Source organism: Kitasatospora sp. NPDC057738, assembly GCF_042798815.1.
GTDB lineage: Bacteria > Actinomycetota > Actinomycetes > Streptomycetales > Streptomycetaceae > Kitasatospora > Kitasatospora lactacystinica.
In genome coordinates this window covers 2,110-24,701 of record NZ_JBHVJT010000034.1, presented here as the reverse complement: position 1 = coordinate 24,701, position 22,592 = coordinate 2,110, and the positions used below count along the sequence as shown (strand labels likewise).

At 72.6% G+C, this 22,592-nt stretch carries 22 protein-coding genes and 7 tRNA genes; 11 read left to right on the top strand and 18 right to left on the bottom strand.

The window, feature by feature from the left end; translation table 11 throughout:
* Positions 1–142: 142 nt before the first annotated feature.
* The 6 genes from pdxS to pgsA all read right to left on the bottom strand — a co-directional run bounded on the left by pdxS (position 143) and on the right by pgsA (position 5,093).
* Positions 143–1,054 (bottom strand): pyridoxal 5'-phosphate synthase lyase subunit PdxS, encoded by a 912-nt coding sequence (gene pdxS, locus ACFVGO_RS19865; RefSeq protein ID WP_359914516.1) that lies wholly within the window; start codon positions 1,052–1,054, stop codon positions 143–145.
* Between the two features lie 129 nt (positions 1,055–1,183).
* On the bottom strand, positions 1,184–1,729 hold the full coding sequence (locus ACFVGO_RS19860; RefSeq protein WP_359914514.1) for a hypothetical protein: 546 nt from the start codon (positions 1,727–1,729) through the stop codon (positions 1,184–1,186).
* Positions 1,730–1,758: 29 nt separating this feature from the next.
* On the bottom strand, positions 1,759–2,127 hold the full coding sequence (locus tag ACFVGO_RS19855; RefSeq protein WP_359914511.1) for an isomerase: 369 nt from the start codon (positions 2,125–2,127) through the stop codon (positions 1,759–1,761).
* A gap of 105 nt (positions 2,128–2,232) precedes the next feature.
* A complete protein-coding gene (locus tag ACFVGO_RS19850) occupies positions 2,233–3,414 on the bottom strand; it encodes a glycosyltransferase family 4 protein (protein ID WP_359914508.1) in 1,182 nt (393 codons plus the stop codon).
* Between the two features lie 52 nt (positions 3,415–3,466).
* Positions 3,467–4,429 carry a phosphatidylinositol mannoside acyltransferase gene (locus ACFVGO_RS19845; RefSeq protein WP_359914505.1) on the bottom strand — a complete coding sequence of 321 codons (963 nt, stop codon included), beginning with the start codon at positions 4,427–4,429 and terminating at the stop codon, positions 3,467–3,469.
* Positions 4,430–4,445: 16 nt separating this feature from the next.
* A complete protein-coding gene (gene pgsA, locus ACFVGO_RS19840; protein ID WP_224278759.1) occupies positions 4,446–5,093 on the bottom strand; it encodes a phosphatidylinositol phosphate synthase in 648 nt (215 codons plus the stop codon).
* A 255-nt stretch (positions 5,094–5,348) separates the two neighbouring features.
* On the opposite strand from pgsA, the gene ACFVGO_RS19835 reads away from it, so the two are divergent.
* Positions 5,349–7,397, top strand: a complete 2,049-nt coding sequence (locus ACFVGO_RS19835; protein ID WP_380633122.1) for an elongation factor G-like protein EF-G2 — start codon at positions 5,349–5,351, stop codon at positions 7,395–7,397.
* Positions 7,398–7,419: 22 nt separating this feature from the next.
* On the opposite strand, the gene ACFVGO_RS19830 is transcribed toward ACFVGO_RS19835, so the two are convergent.
* Positions 7,420–7,845, bottom strand: a complete 426-nt coding sequence (locus ACFVGO_RS19830) for a DUF393 domain-containing protein (protein ID WP_359914499.1) — start codon at positions 7,843–7,845, stop codon at positions 7,420–7,422.
* Between the two features lie 195 nt (positions 7,846–8,040).
* Between ACFVGO_RS19830 and ACFVGO_RS19825 the strand changes: the two genes are divergently transcribed.
* Complete coding sequence (locus ACFVGO_RS19825; protein WP_359914496.1) at positions 8,041–9,687, top strand: hypothetical protein; 1,647 nt, start codon at positions 8,041–8,043, stop codon at positions 9,685–9,687.
* 69 nt (positions 9,688–9,756) lie between these two features.
* Here the strand turns inward: ACFVGO_RS19825 and ACFVGO_RS19820 are convergent, their stop codons facing one another.
* The 4 genes from ACFVGO_RS19820 to ACFVGO_RS19805 form a co-directional block, all read right to left on the bottom strand.
* Positions 9,757–10,317, bottom strand: a complete 561-nt coding sequence (locus ACFVGO_RS19820) for an HIT family protein (RefSeq protein ID WP_380633120.1) — start codon at positions 10,315–10,317, stop codon at positions 9,757–9,759.
* An 86-nt stretch (positions 10,318–10,403) separates the two neighbouring features.
* Positions 10,404–12,383 (bottom strand): threonine--tRNA ligase, encoded by a 1,980-nt coding sequence (gene thrS, locus ACFVGO_RS19815; RefSeq protein WP_380633118.1) that lies wholly within the window; start codon positions 12,381–12,383, stop codon positions 10,404–10,406.
* An 88-nt stretch (positions 12,384–12,471) separates the two neighbouring features.
* Positions 12,472–13,635, bottom strand: coding sequence for a hypothetical protein (locus tag ACFVGO_RS19810; protein WP_380633116.1), 1,164 nt, complete (start codon positions 13,633–13,635; stop codon positions 12,472–12,474).
* 32 nt (positions 13,636–13,667) lie between these two features.
* A complete protein-coding gene (locus ACFVGO_RS19805) occupies positions 13,668–14,222 on the bottom strand; it encodes a DUF4365 domain-containing protein (RefSeq protein WP_380633114.1) in 555 nt (184 codons plus the stop codon).
* 166 nt (positions 14,223–14,388) lie between these two features.
* On the opposite strand from ACFVGO_RS19805, the gene ACFVGO_RS19800 reads away from it, so the two are divergent.
* The gene (locus tag ACFVGO_RS19800; RefSeq protein ID WP_359914483.1) at positions 14,389–15,156 is read left to right on the top strand and encodes an exonuclease domain-containing protein; all 768 of its coding nucleotides are present in this window, start codon (positions 14,389–14,391) and stop codon (positions 15,154–15,156) included.
* 79 nt (positions 15,157–15,235) lie between these two features.
* Here ACFVGO_RS19800 and ACFVGO_RS19795 read toward each other — a convergent pair.
* The 3 genes from ACFVGO_RS19795 to ACFVGO_RS19785 all read right to left on the bottom strand — a co-directional run bounded on the left by ACFVGO_RS19795 (position 15,236) and on the right by ACFVGO_RS19785 (position 16,125).
* Positions 15,236–15,307: transfer RNA gene (locus ACFVGO_RS19795), tRNA-Val, on the bottom strand.
* 209 nt (positions 15,308–15,516) lie between these two features.
* A tRNA-Val gene (locus ACFVGO_RS19790) sits at positions 15,517–15,588 on the bottom strand.
* A gap of 78 nt (positions 15,589–15,666) precedes the next feature.
* Positions 15,667–16,125, bottom strand: coding sequence for a TIGR02611 family protein (locus ACFVGO_RS19785; protein ID WP_380633112.1), 459 nt, complete (start codon positions 16,123–16,125; stop codon positions 15,667–15,669).
* Between the two features lie 194 nt (positions 16,126–16,319).
* Between ACFVGO_RS19785 and ACFVGO_RS19780 the strand changes: the two genes are divergently transcribed.
* Positions 16,320–16,733: an SsgA family sporulation/cell division regulator gene (locus ACFVGO_RS19780; RefSeq protein WP_030056266.1), complete on the top strand. Its 414-nt coding sequence runs from the start codon at positions 16,320–16,322 to the stop codon at positions 16,731–16,733.
* 424 nt (positions 16,734–17,157) lie between these two features.
* Positions 17,158–17,727: a CGNR zinc finger domain-containing protein gene (locus tag ACFVGO_RS19775; RefSeq protein ID WP_359915386.1), complete on the top strand. Its 570-nt coding sequence runs from the start codon at positions 17,158–17,160 to the stop codon at positions 17,725–17,727.
* Positions 17,728–17,744: 17 nt separating this feature from the next.
* Here ACFVGO_RS19775 and ACFVGO_RS19770 read toward each other — a convergent pair whose 3' ends face one another.
* Entirely contained in the window at positions 17,745–18,224 is a 480-nt protein-coding gene (locus ACFVGO_RS19770; protein WP_380633110.1) for a hypothetical protein, read from the bottom strand.
* Positions 18,225–18,334: 110 nt separating this feature from the next.
* Between ACFVGO_RS19770 and ACFVGO_RS19765 the strand changes: the two genes are divergently transcribed.
* Entirely contained in the window at positions 18,335–18,835 is a 501-nt protein-coding gene (locus ACFVGO_RS19765) for a DsbA family protein (protein ID WP_359830440.1), read from the top strand.
* A gap of 12 nt (positions 18,836–18,847) precedes the next feature.
* Here the strand turns inward: ACFVGO_RS19765 and ACFVGO_RS19760 are convergent, their stop codons facing one another.
* From ACFVGO_RS19760 to ACFVGO_RS19750, 3 genes are all read right to left on the bottom strand, one after another.
* The gene (locus ACFVGO_RS19760; RefSeq protein WP_359915391.1) at positions 18,848–19,696 is read right to left on the bottom strand and encodes a GNAT family N-acetyltransferase; all 849 of its coding nucleotides are present in this window, start codon (positions 19,694–19,696) and stop codon (positions 18,848–18,850) included.
* Positions 19,697–19,785: 89 nt separating this feature from the next.
* Positions 19,786–20,616 (bottom strand): aminotransferase class IV, encoded by an 831-nt coding sequence (locus tag ACFVGO_RS19755; protein WP_380633108.1) that lies wholly within the window; start codon positions 20,614–20,616, stop codon positions 19,786–19,788.
* 12 nt (positions 20,617–20,628) lie between these two features.
* The gene (locus ACFVGO_RS19750) at positions 20,629–21,729 is read right to left on the bottom strand and encodes a chorismate-binding protein (RefSeq protein WP_380633106.1); all 1,101 of its coding nucleotides are present in this window, start codon (positions 21,727–21,729) and stop codon (positions 20,629–20,631) included.
* Between the two features lie 320 nt (positions 21,730–22,049).
* Here ACFVGO_RS19750 and ACFVGO_RS19745 point away from each other — a divergent pair.
* The 5 genes from ACFVGO_RS19745 to ACFVGO_RS19725 all read left to right on the top strand — a co-directional run bounded on the left by ACFVGO_RS19745 (position 22,050) and on the right by ACFVGO_RS19725 (position 22,569).
* Positions 22,050–22,122 (top strand) — tRNA-Gly (locus tag ACFVGO_RS19745).
* A 40-nt stretch (positions 22,123–22,162) separates the two neighbouring features.
* Positions 22,163–22,236, top strand: a tRNA-Cys gene (locus ACFVGO_RS19740).
* A 32-nt stretch (positions 22,237–22,268) separates the two neighbouring features.
* Positions 22,269–22,340 (top strand) — tRNA-Val (locus tag ACFVGO_RS19735).
* 41 nt (positions 22,341–22,381) lie between these two features.
* Positions 22,382–22,453: transfer RNA gene (locus ACFVGO_RS19730), tRNA-Val, on the top strand.
* A gap of 44 nt (positions 22,454–22,497) precedes the next feature.
* Positions 22,498–22,569, top strand: a tRNA-Val gene (locus ACFVGO_RS19725).
* Positions 22,570–22,592: the final 23 nt, after the last annotated feature.

The following is a 22,592-nucleotide window of genomic DNA, read 5'->3' as shown; positions in this document are numbered from 1 at the left end:
GGTTCTTGCGTGAGAGGGGGGGGAAGCGGATGAAGGGGTGGCGGGGGTCGCCAACCTGCCGCCGATGAGGAAGGTGGACGGTGGGAGCACGAACCGCACGCGGGGGGCCGCGGGGGTGCCCCGGCCCAGGACTACCGGGCGACTACCAGCCGCGCTTGGCGTAGCGCTCGGTCTCCGGCAGGGTGTCGCAGTTGATGCCGACCATGGCCTCGCCCAGGTTGCGGGACGCGTCCGCGATGACCTTCGGGTCGTCGAAGAAGGTGGTGGCCTTCACGATGGCGGCGGCACGCTTGGCCGGGTCGCCCGACTTGAAGATGCCGGAGCCGACGAAGACGCCCTCGGCGCCCAGCTGGCGCATCAGCGCGGCGTCGGCCGGGGTGGCGACGCCACCGGCGGAGAACAGCACGACCGGCAGCTTGCCGAGCTCGGCGACCTCCTTGACCAGCTCGTACGGGGCGCGCAGCTCCTTGGCGGCGGCGTACAGCTCGTTGTTGTCCAGGGCGCGCAGCTGGCCGATCTCGTTCTTGATCTGGCGCAGGTGGCGGACGGCCTCGACGACGTTGCCGGTGCCGGCCTCGCCCTTCGAGCGGATCATGGCCGCGCCCTCGGCGATGCGGCGCAGGGCCTCGCCCAGGTTGGTGGCACCGCAGACGAAGGGGGTGGTGAAGGCGAACTTGTCCGAGTGGTTGACCTCGTCGGCCGGAGTCAGCACCTCGGACTCGTCGATGTAGTCGACGCCCAGCGACTGGAGCACCTGGGCCTCGACGAAGTGGCCGATGCGGGACTTGGCCATCACCGGGATGGAGACCGCGGCGATGATCTCCTCGATCATGTTCGGGTCGGACATGCGGGCCACGCCGCCGTCCTTGCGGATGTCCGCGGGGACCCGCTCCAGGGCCATGACGGCGACCGCGCCGGCGTCCTCGGCGATCTTGGCCTGCTCGGCGTTGACCACGTCCATGATCACACCGCCCTTGAGCTGCTCGGCCATGCCGCGCTTGACCCGGGCGGTGCCGATCTGCGGCTGGTCTGCGGTGGTGGGGGTGGTGGACACGTGAGACCTCACTCGAAGATGAATCAGTGCTATCGCCCTATGGTAGGCAGAACGGGTGACCCAACCATGCGCCACCAAGTCCAGCCAGGACGACGGGACACGACAAACGGGCCGTATCCGGGGGACACCTTAAGCAGGTGCCCCTTCGGGCGTGAGAGCGGGCGGCGGGGCATCGTCCATTTCGAACGCCAGCGGGAAGGGCGCCTTCCCCGCCAGCCGGAAGTACCGCACCAGCCGGTGCTCGCGCACCGCCCGGGCCGCCCGCACCGCGTCGTTGTGGAACCGCCGGGCCATCGGCACCCGCCGCACCGCGGCCGTCAGATCACGAACCGCGTCCTCGCCACCCGGCTCGGCCGCCAGCGCCGCCATCTGCTCCGGCTCCTCGAACACCGCCCGCAGCGCCAGGCTCAGCTGGCTCTCCGCCACCTCGCGCTGCTCGTCGTCGGCCTGCCGGGCCGCGTGCGCCGCGTCCAGCAGCAGCAGCGAGGCCGCCGGATCCAGCAACGAGGACGTCGCCAGCTCCAACGCCACCGAGGCCCGGCGGACCAGCTGCGCGTCCAGCGCCGCCCGCGCGGCGTCGATCCGGGCGTGCAGCCGGTCCAGACGACCGGCCGTCCAACTCAGGTACATGCCGAACAGCACCACGGCCACGCCGGCCCAGATCCAGGTAGTCACGGGCCGCTACGTTACCGGGTGTCACCGGTTCAGCCCTGGGCGGTCGCGTTCCGGTAGCTCTCCCGGTCGATGTCCGCGATGTTCACCGCCGTGAACAGCCGGGTACCCGGCCGCGGCCGGACGTACTGCGCCAGCAGCGCCAGCACGCCCTCGCTCAGCGCCGCCTTCGCCTCCGGCGAACGGCCCGGGAAGATCTGGAACTCCACGAACACCTGGGCGTCGGCCGCCGCCCCGCTGGTACCGACCACCAGCACCTCGCTCTGCCGGAACACCGTCTTGCAGGACTCCGGCTTCGCGTCGATCGTCGCCTCCGCCAGCCGGTTGATCGCCAGGCCGAGGCCCCGGCGGTCGAAGGTTCCGGCCAGGCCGGCCGAGTAGTCGACGGAGATCTGCGGCATCGTTGCCCCCGTGGATCGCAGTGGTACGGACGCCCGACCCTAACGCCACCGGCACCCCGGCCCGCCGCGCGGGACCGGTCCCGGACCGGCCCGGACCGCCGCGGATCAGTCCCGGGCCAGCCCGAACCGGCGCCGCCCGCCGCGCACGTCCTCCTCGACCACCGCCGCCTCGCCGGCCGTCACCGTCTCGTACACCGCCAGGATGTCCGCGCCCACCGTCGACCAGTCGAACCGCCGCACATGCCGCGAGGCCGCCTCCCGCAGCTCCTCCAGCCGCGCCGGATCACCCAGCAGCCGCAGCGCCGTACGGGCCAGCGCGTCCGCGTCCTCCACCGGGAACAGCTCGCCCGCGTCCCCGCCGTCCAGCACCTGCTTGAACGCGTCCAGATCGCTCGCCAGCACCGGCGCGCCCGCCGACATCGCCTCGACCAGGATGATCCCGAAGCTCTCGCCCCCGGTGTTCGGCGCCACGTACAGGTCCACGCTGCGCAGCAGCCGGGCCTTGTCCCGGTCGCTCACCATGCCGAGGAACTCCACCTGCCGGCGCACCTCGGGCGCCAGGCCCGCGACGGCCTCCTCCTCGTCGCCCTTGCCCGCCACCAGCAGCCGCACCCCCGGCCGCTCCGCCAGGATCCGCGGCAGCGCCGCCAGCAGCGTCGGCAGGCCCTTGCGCGGCTCGTTGATCCGGCCGATGAAGCCGATCGTGCCCGGCTCCCCCTTCGCCGCGCCGCCGGTCCACCGCTCGTCCGGCTCGGCCGCCGCGAAGAACCCCACGTCCACGCCGTTCGGGATCACCACCGCGTCCCCGCCCAGGTGCTCCACCAGGGTGCGCCGGGCGTACTCCGACACCGCGATCCGGGCCCGCATCTTCTCCAGCCCCGGCTGGAGGATCGGCGAGGCCGCGATCATCACCCGCGAACGCGGATTGGAGGTGTGGAAGGTCCCCACCATCGGCCCGGTCGCCGACCAGGCGGCCAGCATCGACAGGCTCGGCGCGGCCGGCTCGTGCACGTGCAGGATGTCGAAGCGCCCGTCGTGCAGCCAGCGCCGCACCCGGGCCGCCGACAGGATCCCGAAACTCAGCCGCGCCACCGACCCGTTGTACGGCACCGCCACCGACCGCCCGGCCGGGACCACGTACGGCGGCAGCGCCTCGTCGTCCTCGGCCGGCGCCAGCACCGACACCTCGTGCCCCAGACCGATCAGGTGCTCGGCCAGGTCCCGGATGTGGAACTGCACCCCACCGGGGACGTCCCAGTCGTACGGGCAGACGATGCCGATCTTCACGGGTTCCTCAAGCTCCTTCGGACAGTGGTGCGGGCGGGCAGGACGGAACGGCTCAGGACCCGGAGGCCTCGGCCGCGGGCTCCGGGACCGCCTCCGCGCGCTCCGCGGGCGCCGCCTTCACCGTCTCACGGACCGGCAGGTCGGCCAGCCAGAACTTCTGCAGCATGTGCCAGTCCTGCGGGTGCTCGCGGATGCTCCGCTCCCACACCTGCGCCATCGCCTGGGTCATCGCCCGGGTGCGCTCCTTGCGGTCGCCCTCCTCGGGCACCGGCACCTCGGGATGGATCCGCGCCCGCAGCACCGGGCCGTCGTACCAGAGGGTCACCGGCAGCAGCGCCGCCCCGGTGCGCTGGCACAGCGCCGCCGGACCGGCCGGCATCCGGGTCGGCTCACCGAAGAACGACACCCCGATGCCCGCCTCCGACAGGTCCCGGTCCCCCACCAGGCAGACCAGCCGGCCCTCGCGCAACCGCCGCGCCAGCGTGCCGATCACGTTCACCGAACCGCCGGTCAGCGCCAGGACCTCCATGCCCAGGCCCTCCCGGAACGCCACGAAGCGGTCGAACAGCCGCTCCGGCTTCAACCGCTCCGCGACCGTGGTGAACGGGTAGCCCTGCTGCGCCACCCAGGCCCCCGCGAGGTCCCAGTTGCCCATGTGCGGCAGCGCTATCACCGCGCCCCGCCCCGCCTCCAACGACTCCCGCAGGTGCTCGAAGCCCTCCACCTGGACGTCCCGGGCCACCCGCTCCCGGCTCCACACCGGCAGCCGGAACGACTCCATCCAGTACCGCAGGTACGAGCGCATCCCGGCCCGGGACAGCTCCCGCACCGCGGCCTCGTCCAGGCCCGGACGGACCCGGCGCAGATTCGCCTCCAGCTGGAGCACCCGCTTGCCGCGCTTGCGCCACGCGTAGTCCGCCAGCCGGTCGAACAGCCCGCGGGCCACCCGCTCCGGCAGGTGCTTCAGCAGCCCCCACCCCAGCGCGTACGCCCAGTACACCAGTCGGTCCGTCACCGCAGGACGCCCCCCATCAGCTCCCGGCCGCCGCTCGGTCGGCCTCGAACGCCTCCCGGCGCACGGTCAGCATCCGCTGGAACACCGTCACCAGGCTGCCCGCCGCCACCAGCCACAGCGCCACCGGCAGCAGCCACTCCACGTACGGCACACCGAATTTGTGCAGACCCGCGACCCCGGCCGCCACCAGGCTGGCCACCAGCCGCTCGGCCCGCTCCACCAGCCCCGACACGTCGCACGGCAGGCCCTGGCTCTCCGCCCGCGCCTTCGTGTACGACACCACCAGACCGCTCGCCAGGCAGAAGATCGCCACCGCACAGAGCAGGTTGTTGTCACCCTTGCCCGCGTACCACATCGCCAGACCGCCGAAGATCGCCGCATCGGCGACCCGGTCCAGGGTGGAGTCGAGGAACGCCCCCCACTTCGTGCTCCGGCCCAGCTGGCGGGCCATGTTCCCGTCCACCAGGTCCGAGAAGATGAACAGCGTGATCGTGATGGTGCCCCAGAAGAACTCCCCGCGCGGGAAGAACACCAGCGCACCGGCCACCGAGCCGGCGGTACCGATCAGCGTCACGGCGTCCGGGCTCACGCCCAGCCGGATCAGGAACGCGGCGAACGGGGTCAGGACACGTGTGAAGAAGGCACGCGCGTATTTGTTGAGCATGGCCTTCCCAGCCGCTCCGATCTCCCAGATACCCGCCTGGCGCAGAACGCGCGGCAGACGGCCGGGCGGATCAGCCCGTCCGGCCCACCCATCGTAGCCAGGCCGAGGACACGCTCCGGCGCACGCACCGCCGGACGCCGCCCCCGCCACGCCGTGCACACGCACGATCACCGATCGGCCGTACGACACGCGCCACTTCGACACCCGACCCTAGACTGCGATGGACAAGCCTCGGCGCCACGGGAGGAGACCCCGATGCCCGACCGCAGCACGGCACGAGCCGGCCAGGCACCCGCCGTCACCGGCCCGAAGGACCTGCGCAACGTCGTCCTCATCGGCCCCAGCGGTGTGGGCAAGACCACCCTCGCCGAATCCCTCGCCCTCGCCGCCGGCGCCACCGGCCGGGCCGGCCGCGTCACCGACGGCACCACCGTCTCCGACCACGAGGACATCGAGCACCAGCAGCAGCGCTCCGTCCAGCTCTCGCTCCTCCCGCTCGAATGGAAGGGCGTCAAGATCAACCTGATCGACCCGCCCGGCCACCCCGACTTCGCCGCCGACCTGCGCGCCGCCCTGCACGCCGCCGACGCCGCCGTCTTCGTCGTCTCCGCCACCGACCCGGTCACCGCCCCCACCCGCGCCCTGTGGCGCGAATGCGCCGCCGAGGGCATCCCCCGCGCCATCGCCGTCGCCAAACTCGACCTCGCCCACACCGGCTTCGACGACATCCTCACCGCCTGCCACGACGCCTTCGGACTCGGCCCGGACACCCTGCGCCCGCTCTTCCTGCCCGTCCACCACGACGGACACCCCGACGGCAGCGTCGACCTCCTCACCGGCGACACCTACGGCGACGCCGACCCCCTGCCAGACACCGCCCCCGCCCACGACAGCCTCGTCGAAGCCATCTCCGGCCAGGACGACACCCTCATGGAGCGCTACCTCTCCGGCGACACCCTCGACACCGACTCCCTCGAAGCCGGCCTGCGCCGCGAGGTCCTCTCCTGCGCCCTCCACCCCGCCGTCCCCACCAGCGAGAACGGCCTCGGCGCCGCCGAACTCCTCGACCTCGTCGCGCACACCTTCCCCGACCCCACCGAACGCACCCGCCCCGCCCCCGAGTGCGACCCCGACGCCCCGCTCGCCGCCCAGGTCGTCCGCGTCACCGGCGACGCCTACGTCGGACGGATCAGCCTGCTGCGCCTGTACGCCGGCACCCTGCGCCCCGACACCAGGATCCACCTCGTCGGCCCCGCCCACACCGCCGACCAGAACGGCGACGAACGCGTCACCGCCCTCACCAGCCCCTTCGGCAAAGCCCAGCGCCCCGTCCCGTACGCCGTCGCCGGCGACCTCGTCTGCGCCGCCAAACTCACCACCGCCCGCGCCGGCGACACCGTCCACGACCCCGGCCACCCCGTCGCCCTCGAAGGCTGGACCCTCCCCGAACCGCTCCTCCCGATCGCCGTCGAGGCCCACAGCAAGGCCGACGACGACAAGCTCTCCCAGGCCCTCGCCCGCCTCACCGCCGAGGACCCGGCGCTACGCCTGGAACAGAACCCCGACACCCACCAGCTCGTCCTCTGGTGCACCGGCGAGGCCCACGCCGACGTCGTCCTCGACCGCCTCCGCACCCGCCACGGCGTCCACGTCGACACCGTCGAACCCAAGGTCGCCCTGCGCGAGACCTTCGGCACCGCCGCCGCCGGCCACGGCCGCCTGGTCAAGCAGTCCGGCGGCCACGGCCAGTACGCCATCTGCGACCTGGAGGTCGAACCGCTCCCCGCCGGCTCCGGCTTCGAGTTCCAGGAGCACGTCGTCGGCGGCTCCGTCCCCAAGCACTTCATCCCCTCCGTCGAGAAGGGCGTCCGCGCCCAGCTCGCCAAGGGCGTCACCACCGGGTACCCGCTCGTCGACGTCCGGGTCACCCTCACCGACGGCAAGGCGCACTCCGTCGACTCCTCCGACGCGTCCTTCCAGAACGCCGCCGCCCTCGCCCTGCGCGACGCCGCCGAGCACGCCGTCATCCGCCTGCTCGAACCCGTCGCCGCCGTCAGCGTCCTGCTCCCCGACGACTACCTCGGCGCCGTCCTCGGCGACCTCTCCGCCCGCCGCGGCCGCGTCCTCGGCAGCGAGACCGGCGGCACCGGCCTCACCCTGCTGCGCGCCGAGGTCCCCGAGCTCGAACTCGTCCGCTACCCGATCGACCTGCGCTCGCTCACCCACGGCACCGCCGAGTTCTCCCGCGCCTACCTGCGCCACGAACCCATGCCCCCCGCCCTCGCCCAGCGCTACACCGACTGAGCGGCCCCACGGCCGGACGGCCTCACGGCCGGACGGGCTTCCGGGCCGGCAGTTCGCACGCCGCCGTCCCGCCCGGCATCCGGTGCCGGTTGCGCGCCACCCAGCGGTAGGCCAGCCCCGCGAGCGGCCGCACCGGCGCCGCCGTCAACACAGCGCCCAGGTACGCCCACACCCCGCCGGAGCGCATCAGAAGCCGCGCAACCGCCTGCGCGCCCCCGTACACCCGGCCGCTCGGCGTCACCCAGAGCACCTCGCGCTCCGCCCGCTCCGCCGACACCTCACCCCGGCCGCCCGCGCACCCGTCCAGGCCCGCCAGGTCCGCGAACTGGAACGGCACCGCCTCCCAGCCCCCCGAGGCCAGCGTCTGCCGCAGGTACCGCTCCGACCAGCGCACGCAGGACGAACAGAACGAACAGTCCCCGTCGTAGACCAGCACCGGATCCTTCACGGCCGCTCCCCTTTCCTCGCTCCCACCGTCCATCCTGCCCCACCTCCCCCATCCTCCTCGCGACGGGTATCGACCCGCCCGAAGCTGGGCATCATGCCCCTCAGGCCTCCGGTGACGGTACTTCAGACGATCATCCGCGCGGGGGTGCCACGGCACGGTAACCTGCCGCTGACAAGGGGAGGAGGGGACGCCACCGTGACCACACTCGACATGACCCCGGGTGCGCAGATACCCCGGACCGACGCCGGCCCGCAGACCGCCATCACCCAGGGACTCTCCTCGACCGCGTACCGCGACGGCGAGATCAAGGGCTTCGTCGGCGCCGTCACCGACGCCACCGAGAAGAAGGGCCGCTTCGCGCTCTTCCGCCCCAACCTCGGCGAGGCCTTCAGCAAGGCGCTGATCTCCCGTGCCCTGGGCGGCGGCCGCAAGCCCATCGTCCCGGCCTTCGGAGTCGACACCCGCCAGGTCGTCGAACACTGCCTGGCCGCCGAGGAACTGCGCAACACCCGCGACCGGCAACTCAGCACCGTCTCCATCGCCACCGGTGTGCTCTTCCTCCCCGGCACCCTGATCTGGCTCGGCGCCTTCCAGCTCCGCGCCTGGCTCAAGCGGGACAACCCGAAGAACGCGGCCGTCTACGGCGGCATCGTGCTCGCCGCGGCCGCCGCCCTCGCCGTCCTGCTCGCGCTGCGCCCGCCGGCCGGCGGCTTCATCGGCGTCTACCTGCGCGTGACCATGCTCGCCCCGGTCGTCGGCTGGTACCTCGCCCGCCGGATCGTCGAGCGCTCCGCCAAGGACCTGCGCTCCCGCTGGCAGGCACTGGTGGAGGGCAGCGTGGTGGCCGCCTCCGTCGCCAAGGCCGTCCCCCGGGACGACCTCGACAAGAAGGCCGCCGACCTGCGCGACAAGCTCGGCCGCCTGGACGCCGAGCAGGAGACCAACATCCACCACTACGCCGGCCCCAAGGGCATCCTCGGTGCCGGCCGCCGCTGGGGCGAATGGCGCCTCGCCGACACCCTCCACCCCGCGGAGGGCCACGCCGACTTCCGCGCCTTCCACCCCTGGGACCTGATCCGCCGGATCTCCTCCCACCTCAAGGGCCTCGGCGTCAGCCACGTCGCCAACAGCGGCATGCCCAACGTCGCCATCAAGCAGTGGGTGGTCTTCGACATCGGCGAGGGCGCCGACGAGATCAGCCGCCCCGGCAACGCCGACATGGACGGCGACCGGATGCGCGACTTCGCCGTGCAGAGCGTCGCCGACAAGCAGACCTTCTCCGGCGGCCCCCGGCACTACCTCGCCACCCAGTTCATCACCCACGACGGCAAGCTGGTCCTCACCTTCACCGTCACCGTCACCCTGCTCGCCAACGTCCTGAACATCACCGTGTCCGGCTACGCGCTCGGCCCGGTCAAGGGCGTCTTCTTCGACAAGCCCAAGGACAAGGAGAAGTCGGTCGCCAAGACCGTGCGGTTCTGGGAGGAGCGCACCGTCAAGCTCCCCCTGATCGACAACGACGAGGTCGTCCGCCAGGCCGTCCGCGCCCCCTTCTACCGGATGCCCGGCCTGCTCGGCTGGCTCGGCGGCGGACTCGGCCTGCCCGAGCCCTTCGGGCTGCGGCACATCTGGGCCGGCCGCGCCTGGGAGAACCGCTCCATGGTCGACAACGCCCAGAACGCCGCCGTCCCGGTGCTCGCGGCGGTCCACGCCGCCACGCTGGAGTTCCTGGAGGAGCACGACCTGGACGCCGACCGCTTCTTCAAGAACCGCACCTCGATCATCAAGTCCGAGGCGCAGAGCCCCCGCCCCTACGACGTCGACACCTTCAACGCCGGCTGATCCGGCGCAGCGCACGCGGGAGGGCCCCACCGAGGATCTCGGTGGGGCCCTCCCGCGTTGTTCCTCGGATCAGCCCTGCGGCCAGGCCTCGGACAGCATCTTCCGGGTGTCCGCCAGCAGCTGCGGCAGCACCTTGGTGTGGCCGACCACCGGCATGAAGTTGGTGTCCCCGCCCCAGCGCGGCACCACGTGCTGGTGCAGGTGCGCCGCGATCCCGGCCCCGGCCGCCGCGCCCTGGTTCATCCCGATGTTGAACCCGTGCGCCCCGGAGGCCGCCCGCAGCGCCGTCATCGCCTTCTTGGTGAAGTCCGCCAGCTCGGCCGTCTCGGCCCCGTCCAGGTCGGTGTAGTCGGCGACGTGCCGGTACGGGACCACCATCAGGTGCCCGCCGTTGTACGGGTACAGGTTCAGCACCGCGAACACGGCACTCCCCCGGGCGATGATCAGCCCGTCCTCGTCGCTCAGGGACGGGATCGAGCAGAACGGACAACCGTCGTCCGGAGCCGGGCCGGTGGGCTTGTTCTCACCCTGGATGTACGCCATCCGATGAGGCGTCCACAAGCGGCGGAAGCCGTCCGGCTCACCGACGCCCCGCTGAAGTTCCGGCTCAGTCGTCATGCTGATCAGCATATTCGCCCGACGGTGCTTGCAAAGCCGCGCGGGGCAGACTCATCGAGAGCCTGCCCCGCGCCGTCCCCGCTCGGGCGGGGCCGAACTCACACCTGGATGCGACTCTTCACCGCGTCCACGATCTCCTGAACCGCGTCGGCCAGCGGAACGCCGTTCTTCTGCTCGCCGTTGCGGTAGCGGAACGACACCGCGCCCGCCTCGACGTCGTCGTTGCCGGCGATCAGCATGAACGGCACCTTGGTCTTCTGTGCGTTCCTGATCTTCTTCTGCATGCGGTCGTCCGAGGTGTCGACCTCGACCCGGATCCCGTGCTTCTTCAGCTCGGCCGCGACCTCCAGCAGGTACGGCACGTGCTCGTCGGTGATCGGGATGCCGGTGACGGTGACCGGGGCCAGCCACGGCGGCATGGCGCCGGCGTAGTGCTCCAGCAGCACCGCGAAGAAGCGCTCGATCGAACCGAACAGCGCCCGGTGGATCATGACCGGCCGCTGGCGCGAGCCGTCCGCGGCGGTGTACTCCAGGTCGAAGCGCTCGGGCAGGTTGAAGTCCAGCTGGATGGTGCTCATCTGCCAGGTGCGGCCGATGGCGTCCTTCGCCTGCACCGAGATCTTCGGGCCGTAGAAGGCCGCGCCGCCCGGGTCCGGGACCAGCGGCAGGCCCTGCTTCTCGGCCACGCTCGCCAGGACGCGGGTGGCCTCCTCCCAGGTCTCGTCGCTGCCGACGTACTTGACCGGGTCCTTGGTCGACAGCTCCAGGTAGAAGTCGGTCAGACCGTAGTCGCGGAGCAGGTTGAGCACGAAGGTCAGCGTGGAGTCGAGCTCCTCCGCCATCTGCTCGCGGGTGCAGTAGATGTGCGCGTCGTCCTGCGTGAAGCCGCGGGCACGGGTGAGGCCGTGCACGACGCCGGACTTCTCGTAGCGGTACACCGTCCCGAACTCGAAGAGGCGCAGAGGCAGTTCACGGTACGAGCGGCCGCGCGCGTCGAAGATCAGGTTGTGCATCGGGCAGTTCATCGGCTTGAGGTAGTAGTCCACGCCCTCGTCGAGCTGCATGGGCGGGTACATGCCGTCCGCGTACCAGTCGAGGTGGCCGCTCTTCTCGAAGAGCTTCCCCTTGGTGGCGTGCGGGGTGTAGACGAACTCGTAGCCCTCCTCCTCGTGCCGCTTGCGCGAGTAGTCCTCCATCGCCCGGCGGATGATGCCGCCCTTGGGGTGGAAGACGGCGAGGCCGGAGCCGATCTCCTCCGGGATGGAGAAGAGGTCGAGCTCGTTGCCGAGCTTGCGGTGGTCGCGCTTCTCGGCCTCGACGAGGAAGTCGAGGTGGGCCTTGAGCTCGTCCTTGGTCGGCCAGGCGGTGCCGTAGATGCGCTGCAGCATGGGGTTCTTCTCGCTGCCGCGCCAGTAGGCGGCCGCGTTGCGCATCAGCTTGAACGCCGGGATGTTCCGGGTGCTGGGCAGGTGCGGGCCGCGGCAGAGGTCGCCCCAGCACTGCTCGCCGGTCTTGGCGTCCAGGTTGTCGTAGATGGTGAGCTCGCCGGCGCCGACCTCGACGTCGGCGCCCTCGCCGGCGGTGGCGGCGGAACCCTTGAGGCCGATCAGTTCGAGCTTGTACGGCTCGGCGGCCAGCTCCTCGCGGGCGGACTCGTCGGTGACCACGCGGCGGGAGAACTTCTGCCCGCGCTTGATGATCTCCTGCATGCGCTTCTCGATGGCCTTGAGGTCATCGGGGTGGAAGGGCTTCTCGACGTCGAAGTCGTAGTAGAAACCGTCCTTGACCGGCGGGCCGATGCCCAGCTTGGCCTCGGGGTAGAGCTGCTGCACGGCCTGGGCCATGACGTGCGCGGTGGAGTGGCGCAGGATGTCGAGGCCGTCCTTGCTGCCGATCTCGACCGGCTCGACCTCGTCGCCGTCCTGGACGGCGTAGGCGAGGTCCTTGAGCTGGCCGCCGACGCGGGCGGCGATGATCGAGCGGTCGTCGGCGAAGAGCTCGGCGGCCGTGGTGCCCGTCGTCACCACGCGCTCTTCCCGATCGGGTTCGCGGCTGATGATTACCCGGACGTCCGTCACCGGTCTCTCCTGACGTGCTGGATTTCAGAGGACGCAACACTGCGCTGCGCGTGACGATGGTACCGAGAGCGCCGCCCCCGCCGTCCACCTACGCCCCTTCCCCCGCTCGCTCCGCCTTCTCCCCGAGCGCCTTCAGCAGCCGCTCGCGGTCCCCTTCCTCCCAGCCGCGGAGTTCCAGTCCGTGCGGGCGGGTCAGCCGGCGGAAGCCGCCGTGCCGCTCCAGCCGGCCGGAGACCCGGACCGGCAGGCCCGCGAGGTGGGCCTCGGCGGCGAGCCGGTAGTCGGGGTCGGGCAGGCGGAGCTTGAGCTCGCGGACCTCGGCGCCGGTGAGCACCCGCAGTCGTACCGAGCCGGGACCGGCCGGGTCGGCGCGCTTGAGCCGGGTGACCACGCCGACCACGGTGACGTCGACGGCGGGCTCGATCCGTTCCAGCAGCTCGGCGGCCTCCGCCAGGGCTGGCAGGTCGCCGGGCGAGAAGTCGAGGTCGATCCGGCGGTCCCCGAAGCCGCCCGGGGTCCCGGCGGCGGGCGACCAGGCGACGCTGAGCCGGGCGGCCGTCGCGTCGCGCACCAGCTCCTCGACGGACCGGACGAGCTCCCGGCTGACCCCGGCCCGGACGGCGTTCCCGAAGGCCTCGGGCCCGCCGCTGACCCGGCGGTAGTCGACGGCGTCGCGCAGTGCCTCCAGGGCGCGGACCAGGGTGGTGACGGCGGCGCGGCCCTCGGGGGCGGGGGTGTGGGCGGTGAGCACGGCGCCCTGTTCGACCAGCAGGACGCGGTCCAGGAAGTCCCCGGCGAGGGCGTCCAGCCGGGCGCCGAAGTAGCCGGCCCTGGTGCGGGCCGCCTTGGCGCCGGCGGCGAGCATCCCGCGGGCGGCCCGCCGGAGCCGCTCGGCCTCGTCCCAGGGGGTGGCCCCGGCGGGGCCGGACGGTTCGCGGTGCCAGCGCAGTTCGTCGCCGGGGACGGTGAGGGCGAGCAGGATCGAGCGGGCGGAGGGGGTGCGGGAGCGGGAGAGCGCGGTGACGGCGTCGGCGAGGAGTTCGACGGCGTCGTCGAAGCCGTCCCCGGCCGGGACGAGCAGGCTGGTGCCGGGCTCGTCGTCGGGCGGGGTCCAGCGTCCGTACCGGGCGGCCGGTCCGCCGCGGCGGACCCAGCCGTGCCGGGCGAGCAGGGTGGCCAGGACCGTCGGGTCGACGGTGGCCGGGTCGGGCAGGGGCCGGGCCGGTTCGCCCGGTGCGTGCGGCGGTGTCATGGGTCCGGTTCCTCCCTGCCGGGCCCGGGCCGTCACGGGCTGCCGCCCGCGCCGACCCGGGCCATGATGTCGCAGAGCGCGCGGTCGTCGAAGACCTTGGCGGTGGGCACCCGGACGTTGGTGCGCCGCTGCCCGGTGACCGAGTGGCCGGCCAGGTTGACCCAGTAGCAGCAGTGCCGCAGTTCCAGGGCGTCCGGGCGGGCCCGCAGCCACTGGTCGACCCGGCGCGGCAGCAGCAGCACGACCAGGATCCGCGGCACGGCGACCCGGGGCCGGGCGAGCTTGCGCAGGTGGTCGTTGTCCAGGGTGAAGCTGAAGAACGGCCCGGCCGGGTCGGGCGCGACCTGCTGGGTGGCCTTGAGCTGGATCTTGACGGTGACCTCGTCGTCCACCTCGTGCGCCCGGGAGCCGTGGCTGACGTGCCAGTCGATGCCGTTGTCCGGGAACGGCTGGGAGAGCGAGCAGCCGGCCGCGGCGGCGACCGCGTGCAGGTAGCCGACCTGCAGGGTCTCCATGCAGGCGGTGACCGCGAGGTTCCCGCGCAGTACGGCCGCCGCCTCCTCGGGCTGCGGCTGGGTCAGTGCCATCGCCCCGTGCCCTCCCCCGGTTCCGGGCCCGTCCCGCTCCGGACGGGCCGGTCGATTCGAACGGGACAGTCATGGGCAGGATCCCCGGCCGGGCTTGGGCCAAACGGGTTGAAGGGGCGTCAGAACCGGGTATCAACCGGGCGCAACGCTCGTCTGAGGGGCAGTCATGCAGCAGCACTGGTACACCGGCCCGCTCGCCTCCTTCGACACCGAGACGACCGGTGTGGACGTGGAGAACGACCGGATCGTCTCCGCCGCCCTGGTCGTCCAGCTCGCGCCGGGCGAGCCGGCCCGGACCACGACCTGGCTCGCCGATCCGGGGGTCCCGATCCCGGACGGCGCCCGCGCGGTGCACGGCATCACCGACGAGCAGGTGCGCGCCCACGGCCGCCCGGCCCGCACGGTGGTGGCGGAGGTCACCCGGGCGCTGGCGGCCGAGGCGCGGGCCGGGCGTCCGGTGGTGGTGATGAACGCGCCCTACGACCTGACGCTGCTGGACCGGGAGCTGCGCCGCCATCACGGGCTGACGCTGGCCGCGGGGCTGGCGGCGTCCGGGCTGGTGGTGCTGGATCCCCGGGTGCTGGACAAGCACGTGGACCGCTACCGCAAGGGCCGCCGGACGCTGACCGACCTGTGCGCCCACTACGGCGTCGTCCTGGCCGGGGCGCACGACGCGGCGGCGGACGCGGCGGCGGCACTGGCGCTGACCCGGCGGATCGGCTCCCGCTACCCGGCGGCGCTCGGCGGGCTGTCGGCGGCGGAGCTGCACCTGCGGCAGGCGGTCTGGCACGCGGCGCAGGCACGCGGGCTGCAGAACTGGTTCGACCGCTCGGGGACGCCGGAGCGGGTGGACCTGTCCTGGCCGCTGCGGCCGGCCCGGTGCGGATGCGGGCGCCGGCTGGAGCCGGAGCACCGTTGCGAGGCGGCGGCGTAAGGCGCGGCCCGGCGTTCCGGGCCCGAAACGCGCCGCAGGCCCTGACCGGTTTCCTGGTCAGGGCCTGCGTGCTGTCCGGTGGGCGATACTGGGATCGAACCAGTGACCCCTTCGGTGTGAACGAAGTGCTCTCCCGCTGAGCTAATCGCCCGGGCAACGAGAAGAACTCTAGCACCATTCGGGGCCGGTCGTACAACTCGCCCGTTCCGGGTACCGCCGACGCCTCCGCAGAACTCGCGCCCCGCAGGGAAGGTGACTGTCCCTCAGCCGATTACCGGCGGCCCTTCAGGCGGATTCCGGAAATACACGTGAGGCCCAGCCGATAATCGGCTGGGCCTCACGTATCACAATGCATTCCGGTGGGCGATACTGGGATCGAACCAGTGACCCCTTCGGTGTGAACGAAGTGCTCTCCCGCTGAGCTAATCGCCCGGGTGCAGAGAAAACATTACCGCATCCCGGAGGGTGCTCCGAACACGCTCCCCGCCCGCGGCCCCGCGTCCGGGCGGGTCAGCTCCCGTCCAGCTGCCAGGGGGCGGCCAGGCCGTAGCGGGCGAAGTACCAACCGCCCACCCCGACGAGGGCGGCCAGCCCGATCGCGGTGAGCGTCAGGTTGCGGCGGCGCACCCGCGGGTCCATGGCCCGCTGGGCGGCCTCGGCGACCTTGCGGCGGGTCCAGCGCAGGGCCAGCTGGGCCCAGACGAACTCGGTCGCCCAGATCCCCATGCCCAGGAAGATCACCAGCCAGCCGGGGCCGGGCAGCGGCAGCATGATCAGCCCGAGCACCACCACGGTGAGGCCCGCCAGGAAGATCGCCACCTGCCAGACCCGGTGCAGCGCGGGCGAGCGGCGGACGAAGGCCGGGGCCCGCGATCCGACCGCCCGTCCGCCGTCGACGGCCGCGTCAACCGCCACAGCCGCTTCACCCGTTCCCGTGTTCCCGGCCGTCTTGTCGTTTCGCACAGTCATGCCAGGAAACTAACCAAGAAGCGCCGGGTAATGCCCGGCCCGGCCGCTGCGGGGCGATTCCGCAATGCGCCGTAAGGGGTACGACTCGCGCCCGAATCGGGACAGAGGGGTTTACATCGGTCTTGGGGGTGGGATGGTCCGTTCGCCGACGTGCGATTCCCCGAGCGCACACTGAGCGAAAGGCCATGGCGCTTATGAACACCACGGTCAGCTGCGAGCTGCACCTGCGCCTCATCGTGTCCAGCGAGTCATCACTGCCCGTCCCCGCGGGCCTGCGCTACGACACCGCCGACCCCTATGCCGTGCACGCCACGTTCCACACAGGCGCCGACGAGACCGTGGAGTGGGTGTTCGCCCGAGATCTCCTCGCGGAGGGGCTGCACCGACCCACTGGTACCGGCGACGTCCGGGTGTGGCCGTCGCGCAGCCACGGGCAAGGGGTGGTCTGCATCGCACTGAGCTCTCCGGAAGGAGAAGCCCTGCTGGAGGCCCCGGCCCGAGCGCTTGAGTCGTTCCTCAAGCGGACGGACGCCGCGGTGCCCCCCGGCACCGAACACCGTCACTTCGACCTCGACCGGGAGCTGTCCCACATCCTCGCCGAAAGCTGACCCCATCCGGAGGCGGTCACGCCCCGCCGTCGGCGGGGCCCTACCCCCTGCCTCATCGCAGCCGTCCTACTCGGGGGCACGGCAGCGGACTCAGCCGCGCACGTCGCGGTCTCGGGGCCGGTGAGCGGCTCCGCTCCCACCGGAGCGGGTCCACAGCACCGCAGGCGCCCGGCACCGAGGCCGGCCACCCTCACGGGTGGCCGGCCTCGGTGCCGGGCGCCGACGTCTTCCGGCGGGTGGCGGCACGCCCTCGGGGGCCGGTTCGGGGGCCGGCCGGCCCCGGCGGCGCCCGGTTTCGGACGCCTTGTCGGACTGCGCACACATCTTCGAAAGAAGGCGCCGCCCTACCGGCACAAGGCCCGGTATGGTCTGGGGTAACCGTGGACGCGGGGTATCGGAGTCCCCTGCGCGAGGAGCCCCCAACGTGCTGATCACCCATGACACCGAGTGCGCGCTGAGCCTCCTCGTGGAGCTGCTCAACACCGCACCCGAGGTGTGCGGCGCCGAGCGGCTGCCGGACGTCGCCGCGCTGGACGCCTTCGTGGTCCGCCGGGAGATCAGCGAGATCGACTCGCTGACCGAGGACGACCTGCGGCGGGTGCACGAGCTGCGCACCCGGCTGCGCGAGGTGTTCGCGACGGAGTCCACCGCGCAGGCCGCGGAGCTGGTCAACTCCATCGTCGCGGCCGCCGGGACGACGCCCCGGCTGACCAACCACGACGACCACGACTGGCACATCCACTACTTCGCGCCGCACGCCGCCCTCGGCGACCACCTGGCGGCCGAGCTGGGCATGGCGCTGGCCCTCATCCTCATGGCGGGCGAGCGGGAGCGGCTGCGCCGCTGCGAGGCGCCGGACTGCGCGCGGGTCTTCGTGGACCTCTCCCGGAACCGCTCACGGCGCTACTGCGACAGCCGCACCTGCGGCAACCGGCTGCACGTCGCCGCCTACCGGGCGCGGCAGCGGTCGGCGGAGGCCGTCCCCTCCGCCTGACCGGCCGGTCCTCCCGTTCAGATCCCGCGCTTGCGGAGGATCTCCTCGATGTCGGCGAAGTCGCCGAGGCCGTCCTCCCGCTTGCCCGCGGCCGGCTTCTTCGGGGCCCTGGGCGTCGGCGCCACCGCCGGACGCTCGGGCGCCGGCCCGGCCGCGGCCGGGCGCTCCGGGCGCTCCGGGCGCTCCTGGGCGCTCTCCACCGCCCCGGCGCCCCGGCGGCCCACCCAGCGGGTGGTGACCAGCAGCACCGCCGAGACGCCGAGCAGCGCGATGCCGGTCCACACCCGCGGGTCGAGGACCAGCTTGGTCGCCCAGTCGGCGAACTCCCGGCCGATCGTGCTCGCCAGCGGGAACAGGCCGGTCAGGTAGAGCCCGGCGGGCAGCAGGGCCACCGCGAACCAGCGGGTCGCCGACAGGAAGCGCCGCCGGTAGGCCCGCAGCCCGGCGAAGGCCACCCCGCCCGCGGTGAGGACGAAGCTGATCGCCGCGCTCAGCACGGTGCCGCTCCTTCGTGTCCGGTCGTCCTGGTCATCGGTGCCTTCCTCTCGGTCCGCCCTCGGGCGCACCTCCGGCCGGAGCGGGCGCCCACTAGTGGAACACTGGGGGAATGATCGATGGTTCCCTCCCCCGCCTCGAGTTCTGGTGCGACCTCCAGTGCCCGGACTGCCACACCGCGCTGGACGACGTACGGGCGCTGCGCGCGCAGTACGGCGACGCGCTGCCCGTGGAGGTGCGGCACTTCCCGCTGGAGAAGCACAAGCACGCCTACGCCGCCGCGGAAGCGGCCGAGGAGGCGTTCGCGCAGGGGCTGGGCTGGCCGTTCGTGGAGGCGCTGCTGGCCCGTACCGCGGAGCTGGACGCGCGCGGGCAGCAGGTGCTGCTGGACGTGGCCCGGGAGGTCGGGGCGGACGTCGACGAGGTGGACACCGCGCTGATCGACGGCCGGCACATGCTGACCGTCGACGCCGACCAGGCCGAGGGCAAGGCGATCGGGGTCACCGGCACGCCGACGTACGTGATCGGCGGGAAGCGCCTCGACGGCGGCAAGAGCCAGGACGGGCTGCGCGAGCGGATCGTGGCCGTCATCGAGGCGGCGAAGGCTTCCTGACGACACGCCGGGTCACAGCTGCTTGCCGTAGAGGCGCTCGGTGACCCGGTAGCCGAGCGAGGTGTAGAGCCGGATGGCGACCTCGTTGCCGGAGAAGACGTTGAGGCCGAGGTTCCGCACTCCGGCGGCCAGGCACTCGCGTTCGGCGAGCAGCATCAGCGTGCGTCCGTGTCCCTGGCCCTGGTGGGCCGGGGACACCTCGACCTTCATCACCCAGGCGAGCGGTTCGCCGTCCGGCAGGTCGCGCAGCCGCGGCTGCAGCCAGAGCAGGCCGTACGGCTCCTCCCCGCCGTCGGCGCCGTACAGACGGCGCAGGACCATGCCCGGGGCCTCCGGGTCCGGGGCCGCCGGGTTCTGCGGCCCGCCGCCCGAGCGGGCGCGGGCCTGTTCCTCGGTGAGGCCGGAAGCCACCATCATGCGGACGTAGTCCTGCACGGACCGGTCGAACCAGTCCCGGATCTCGGCCCTCCGGTCGAACGGGCGCACGCTCAGCCCCGCGGGCAGGTCCGGGGCGACTGTCAGCCGCTTGGACATGGCCAGGGCCCGCTCGGTGTACCCGAGCGTCACGGCGAGCCCCCGGGCCGCCGCGGCCGGCTCCGGGACGCCGACGTCGACCCGGGTGCAGCCCCAGGTGCGCAGCACCTCCTCGGCGGCCAGCCCGCCGAACGTTCCCCGACCCCGGCCGCGCCCCTCGGTGATCTCCAACTCGGATATCCGGCCCCAGAGTTGATCGCCCTGCGGGTCGGCGGTGGTGCGCAGCGCGCCGACCGGCCGGCCGTTCGCGAGGATCAGCCAGCGTCTGGTGCGGCCGCCGGCCGCGGTGGGTGTCTCCGGGCCCTCGGGGCGCAGCGTGGTGGTCATGTGGTGGTCCCTTCCCCTTGCACGGGGGGTTATCCACGCGGCCGGTGCGCTTCCCCGGCGTTCCTCCGGGACGCTCTCCCGGACGGGGATCACGGGTCGAGGTCGTCGCCGCTGCGCTCGGTGAAGACGGCCATGGCCTTGGCGGTGACGGGGCCGATGCCGGGCAGTTCGCGGTCGTCGACGCGGGTGACGGCCTGGACGTCGCGGGTGGTGGAGGTCAGGAAGACCTCCTCGGCGTCCTGGAGGACGCTGAGCGGCAGGTCGGCCTCCTCGGCGCCGCACCAGTCGACGACGAGCTGCCGGGTGATGCCGGCCAGGCAGCCGGAGGCGAGGGCGGGGGTGAGCAGGCGGCCGCCGAGGACCACGAAGACGTTGGATCCGGTGCCCTCGCAGAGCCGTCCGGCGGTGTTGGCGAGCAGGGCCTCCGAGGCGCCGGCGCGGTGGGCGGCGGCCAGGGCGACGACGTTCTCCGCGTACGAGGTGGTCTTGAGGCCGGCGACGGCGCTGTGCTCGTTGCGGCGCCAGGGGACGACGGCGACGGCGGTCTCGTCGGGGCGGTGGCCGATCGCGCTGAGGGCGACGACCAGGGTGGGGCCGGCGGTGCCGCGCTCGGAGCTGAGCGGGCTGTTGCCGCCGGTGTAGGTGACGCGCAGGCGGCCGAGCGGCGCGGGGTTGGCGGCGAGCACCTGGGCGCAGGCCTCGCGGACCAGGTCGTGATCGGGGTCGGCCAGGCCGAGGCCGCGGGCGGAGCGGGTGAGCCGGTCCAGGTGGCGGGTGACCGCGAAGGCCCGGCCGTCGACCGTCTTCAGGGTCTCGAAGACGCCGTCGCCGGTGGTGAGGCCGTGGTCGAGGACCGAGACGGCCGCGTCGGCGGAGTCGACGAGGGAGCCGTTGACCCAGCTCGTGGTGCGGTTGTGCATCGGGTGCTGCTCCTAGGCGGTGGGGGCGCAGGCCCCGGTCGGGTCGGATCCGGTGCCGGATTCGCCACCGGGTTCGCCGCCCGACGCTATCGCGACGAGGCGGGCGGCCTTCAGTTCGGTTTCGGCCCATTCCCGCTCGGGGTCGGAGCCCCAGGTGATGCCGGCGCCGGTGCCGAAGCGCAGGACGGGCGCGCCGGGGTCCGCCCGGTCGATCCAGAACGTGCGGATGCCGACGGCGAGTTCGGCCTCGCCGCGGTCGGCGTCGACCCAGCCGACGGCGCCGCAGTACGGGCCGCGCGGGGCGGTCTCCAGGGCCTCGATGATCCGCAGGGCGCTGGACTTGGGGGCGCCGGTGACGGAGCCCGGCGGGAAGGTGGCGGCGAGGAGCTCGGGCCAGCCGGCTCCGTCGCGCAGGGTGCCCTCGACGGTGGAGACCAGGTGGACCAGGCCGGGGTGCTTCTCGACGGCGCAGAGGTCGGGGACGGTGACGCTGCCGGTCGCGCAGACCCGGCCGAGGTCGTTGCGGACCAGGTCGACGATCATCACGTTCTCGGCGTGGTCCTTCTCGAGGAGGTCGTCCTCGGTGCGGCCGGTGCCCTTGATCGGGCCGGAGGAGACGGTGCGGCCGGTGCGGCGCAGGTAGAGCTCGGGTGAGGCGGTGGCGATCTCGACGCCGTGCCCGGGCAGGCGGACGGTGCCGGCGTAGGGGGCGGGGTTGCCGTGGGCGAGGAGGCCGGTGAGCGCGTCGACGTCGCTGAGGTCCGGGTCGGGCAGCGGTGCGGAGAGCACCCGGCAGAGGTTGGCCTGATAGACCTCGCCGGCGGCTATGTGCTCGCGGATGCGGCGGACGCCCGCGGTGTAGGCGGTGCGGTCGAGGGAGCTGTGCCAGCTGCCGGCCTCCGGTCCGCGCCAGCCCGCGCCGGAGGGTGGGGCGGGGGCCGGGCGGACCTGGTCGAAGCGGGCGCAGGTCAGCCGGCCCTCGAAGTCGTGGGCGACGGCCCAGTAGCCGGCGGAGTCCAGGGCGGCCGGGTCCGAGGTGACGTCGCGCAGTCCGGTGGCCAGGCGGCCGCCGAAGCGGGCGAGCGGGGTGCGGGGGTCGGGGTGGCCGGACACGGTTCTCCTGCGCGGTGGTGCTGGGCGGCGGTGCCTGAAGTGTAGGTCGGGGGGCGTGGGCCCGGTCCGGTTCGCGCCCCGCGCACGAGCAGCTGCGTGCGTCACGCGGGTGTGCGCCGGGTGACCTGCGGATGATCGTCCGGGAGCGCCGCAGGTGGCGGCCGGTGGCCGTCCGGGAGCGCTGACGGGACGGCGCTCACCGGCCATCCCCTCGGCATGCTGCGGGAACGGATTTTTAGCTGGCCCGGGAATCCGCTAGAGTTCAACACGTCGCCAGGGAGCGCAGCCGAAGAAAAGCGGTGAAGCCCCCCGGAAGACAGGCGGACGTGGCTCAGTTGGTAGAGCATCACCTTGCCAAGGTGAGGGTCGCGAGTTCGAATCTCGTCGTCCGCTCGATGGAGAACAGTGTAAGATCGTTCTTCATGCGTTGCCTGGTGGAGTGGCCGAGAGGCGAGGCAACGGCCTGCAAAGCCGTGTACACGGGTTCAAATCCCGTCTCCACCTCCAAGAGGTCCCCCGGTTCGACCGGGGGCCTCCCCGCGCGATTAGCTCAGCGGGAGAGCACTACCTTGACACGGTAGGGGTCACTGGTTCAATCCCAGTATCGCGCACGTCGGATCCTCCGGGGTCTGCTGCAGGACCGCCACATCAGGCGCGATTAGCTCAGCGGGAGAGCACTACCTTGACACGGTAGGGGTCACTGGTTCAATCCCAGTATCGCGCACAGTAACGGGCCCTCCGGGGTCTGCTGCAACACCGCCGCACCAGGCGCGATTAGCTCAGCGGGAGAGCACTACCTTGACACGGTAGGGGTCACTGGTTCAATCCCAGTATCGCGCACGTCGGACCCTCCAGGGTCTGCT

Coding starts and splice junctions, on each gene's coding strand:
- pgsA (WP_224278759.1), bottom strand. CDS start 5,093: ATGCTCAACAAATACGCGCGTGCCTTCTTCACACGTGTCCTGACCCCG.
- ACFVGO_RS19805 (WP_380633114.1), bottom strand. CDS start 14,222: ATGGCACTGACCCAGCCGCAGCCCGAGGAGGCGGCGGCCGTACTGCGC.
- ACFVGO_RS19835 (WP_380633122.1), top strand. CDS start 5,349: ATGCCCGACCGCAGCACGGCACGAGCCGGCCAGGCACCCGCCGTCACC.
- ACFVGO_RS19765 (WP_359830440.1), top strand. CDS start 18,335: ATGATCGATGGTTCCCTCCCCCGCCTCGAGTTCTGGTGCGACCTCCAG.
- ACFVGO_RS19785 (WP_380633112.1), bottom strand. CDS start 16,125: ATGACTGTGCGAAACGACAAGACGGCCGGGAACACGGGAACGGGTGAA.
- ACFVGO_RS19800 (WP_359914483.1), top strand. CDS start 14,389: ATGCAGCAGCACTGGTACACCGGCCCGCTCGCCTCCTTCGACACCGAG.
- ACFVGO_RS19780 (WP_030056266.1), top strand. CDS start 16,320: ATGAACACCACGGTCAGCTGCGAGCTGCACCTGCGCCTCATCGTGTCC.
- ACFVGO_RS19820 (WP_380633120.1), bottom strand. CDS start 10,317: ATGCTGATCAGCATGACGACTGAGCCGGAACTTCAGCGGGGCGTCGGT.
- ACFVGO_RS19810 (WP_380633116.1), bottom strand. CDS start 13,635: ATGACACCGCCGCACGCACCGGGCGAACCGGCCCGGCCCCTGCCCGAC.
- ACFVGO_RS19855 (WP_359914511.1), bottom strand. CDS start 2,127: ATGCCGCAGATCTCCGTCGACTACTCGGCCGGCCTGGCCGGAACCTTC.
- ACFVGO_RS19760 (WP_359915391.1), bottom strand. CDS start 19,696: ATGACCACCACGCTGCGCCCCGAGGGCCCGGAGACACCCACCGCGGCC.
- ACFVGO_RS19755 (WP_380633108.1), bottom strand. CDS start 20,616: ATGCACAACCGCACCACGAGCTGGGTCAACGGCTCCCTCGTCGACTCC.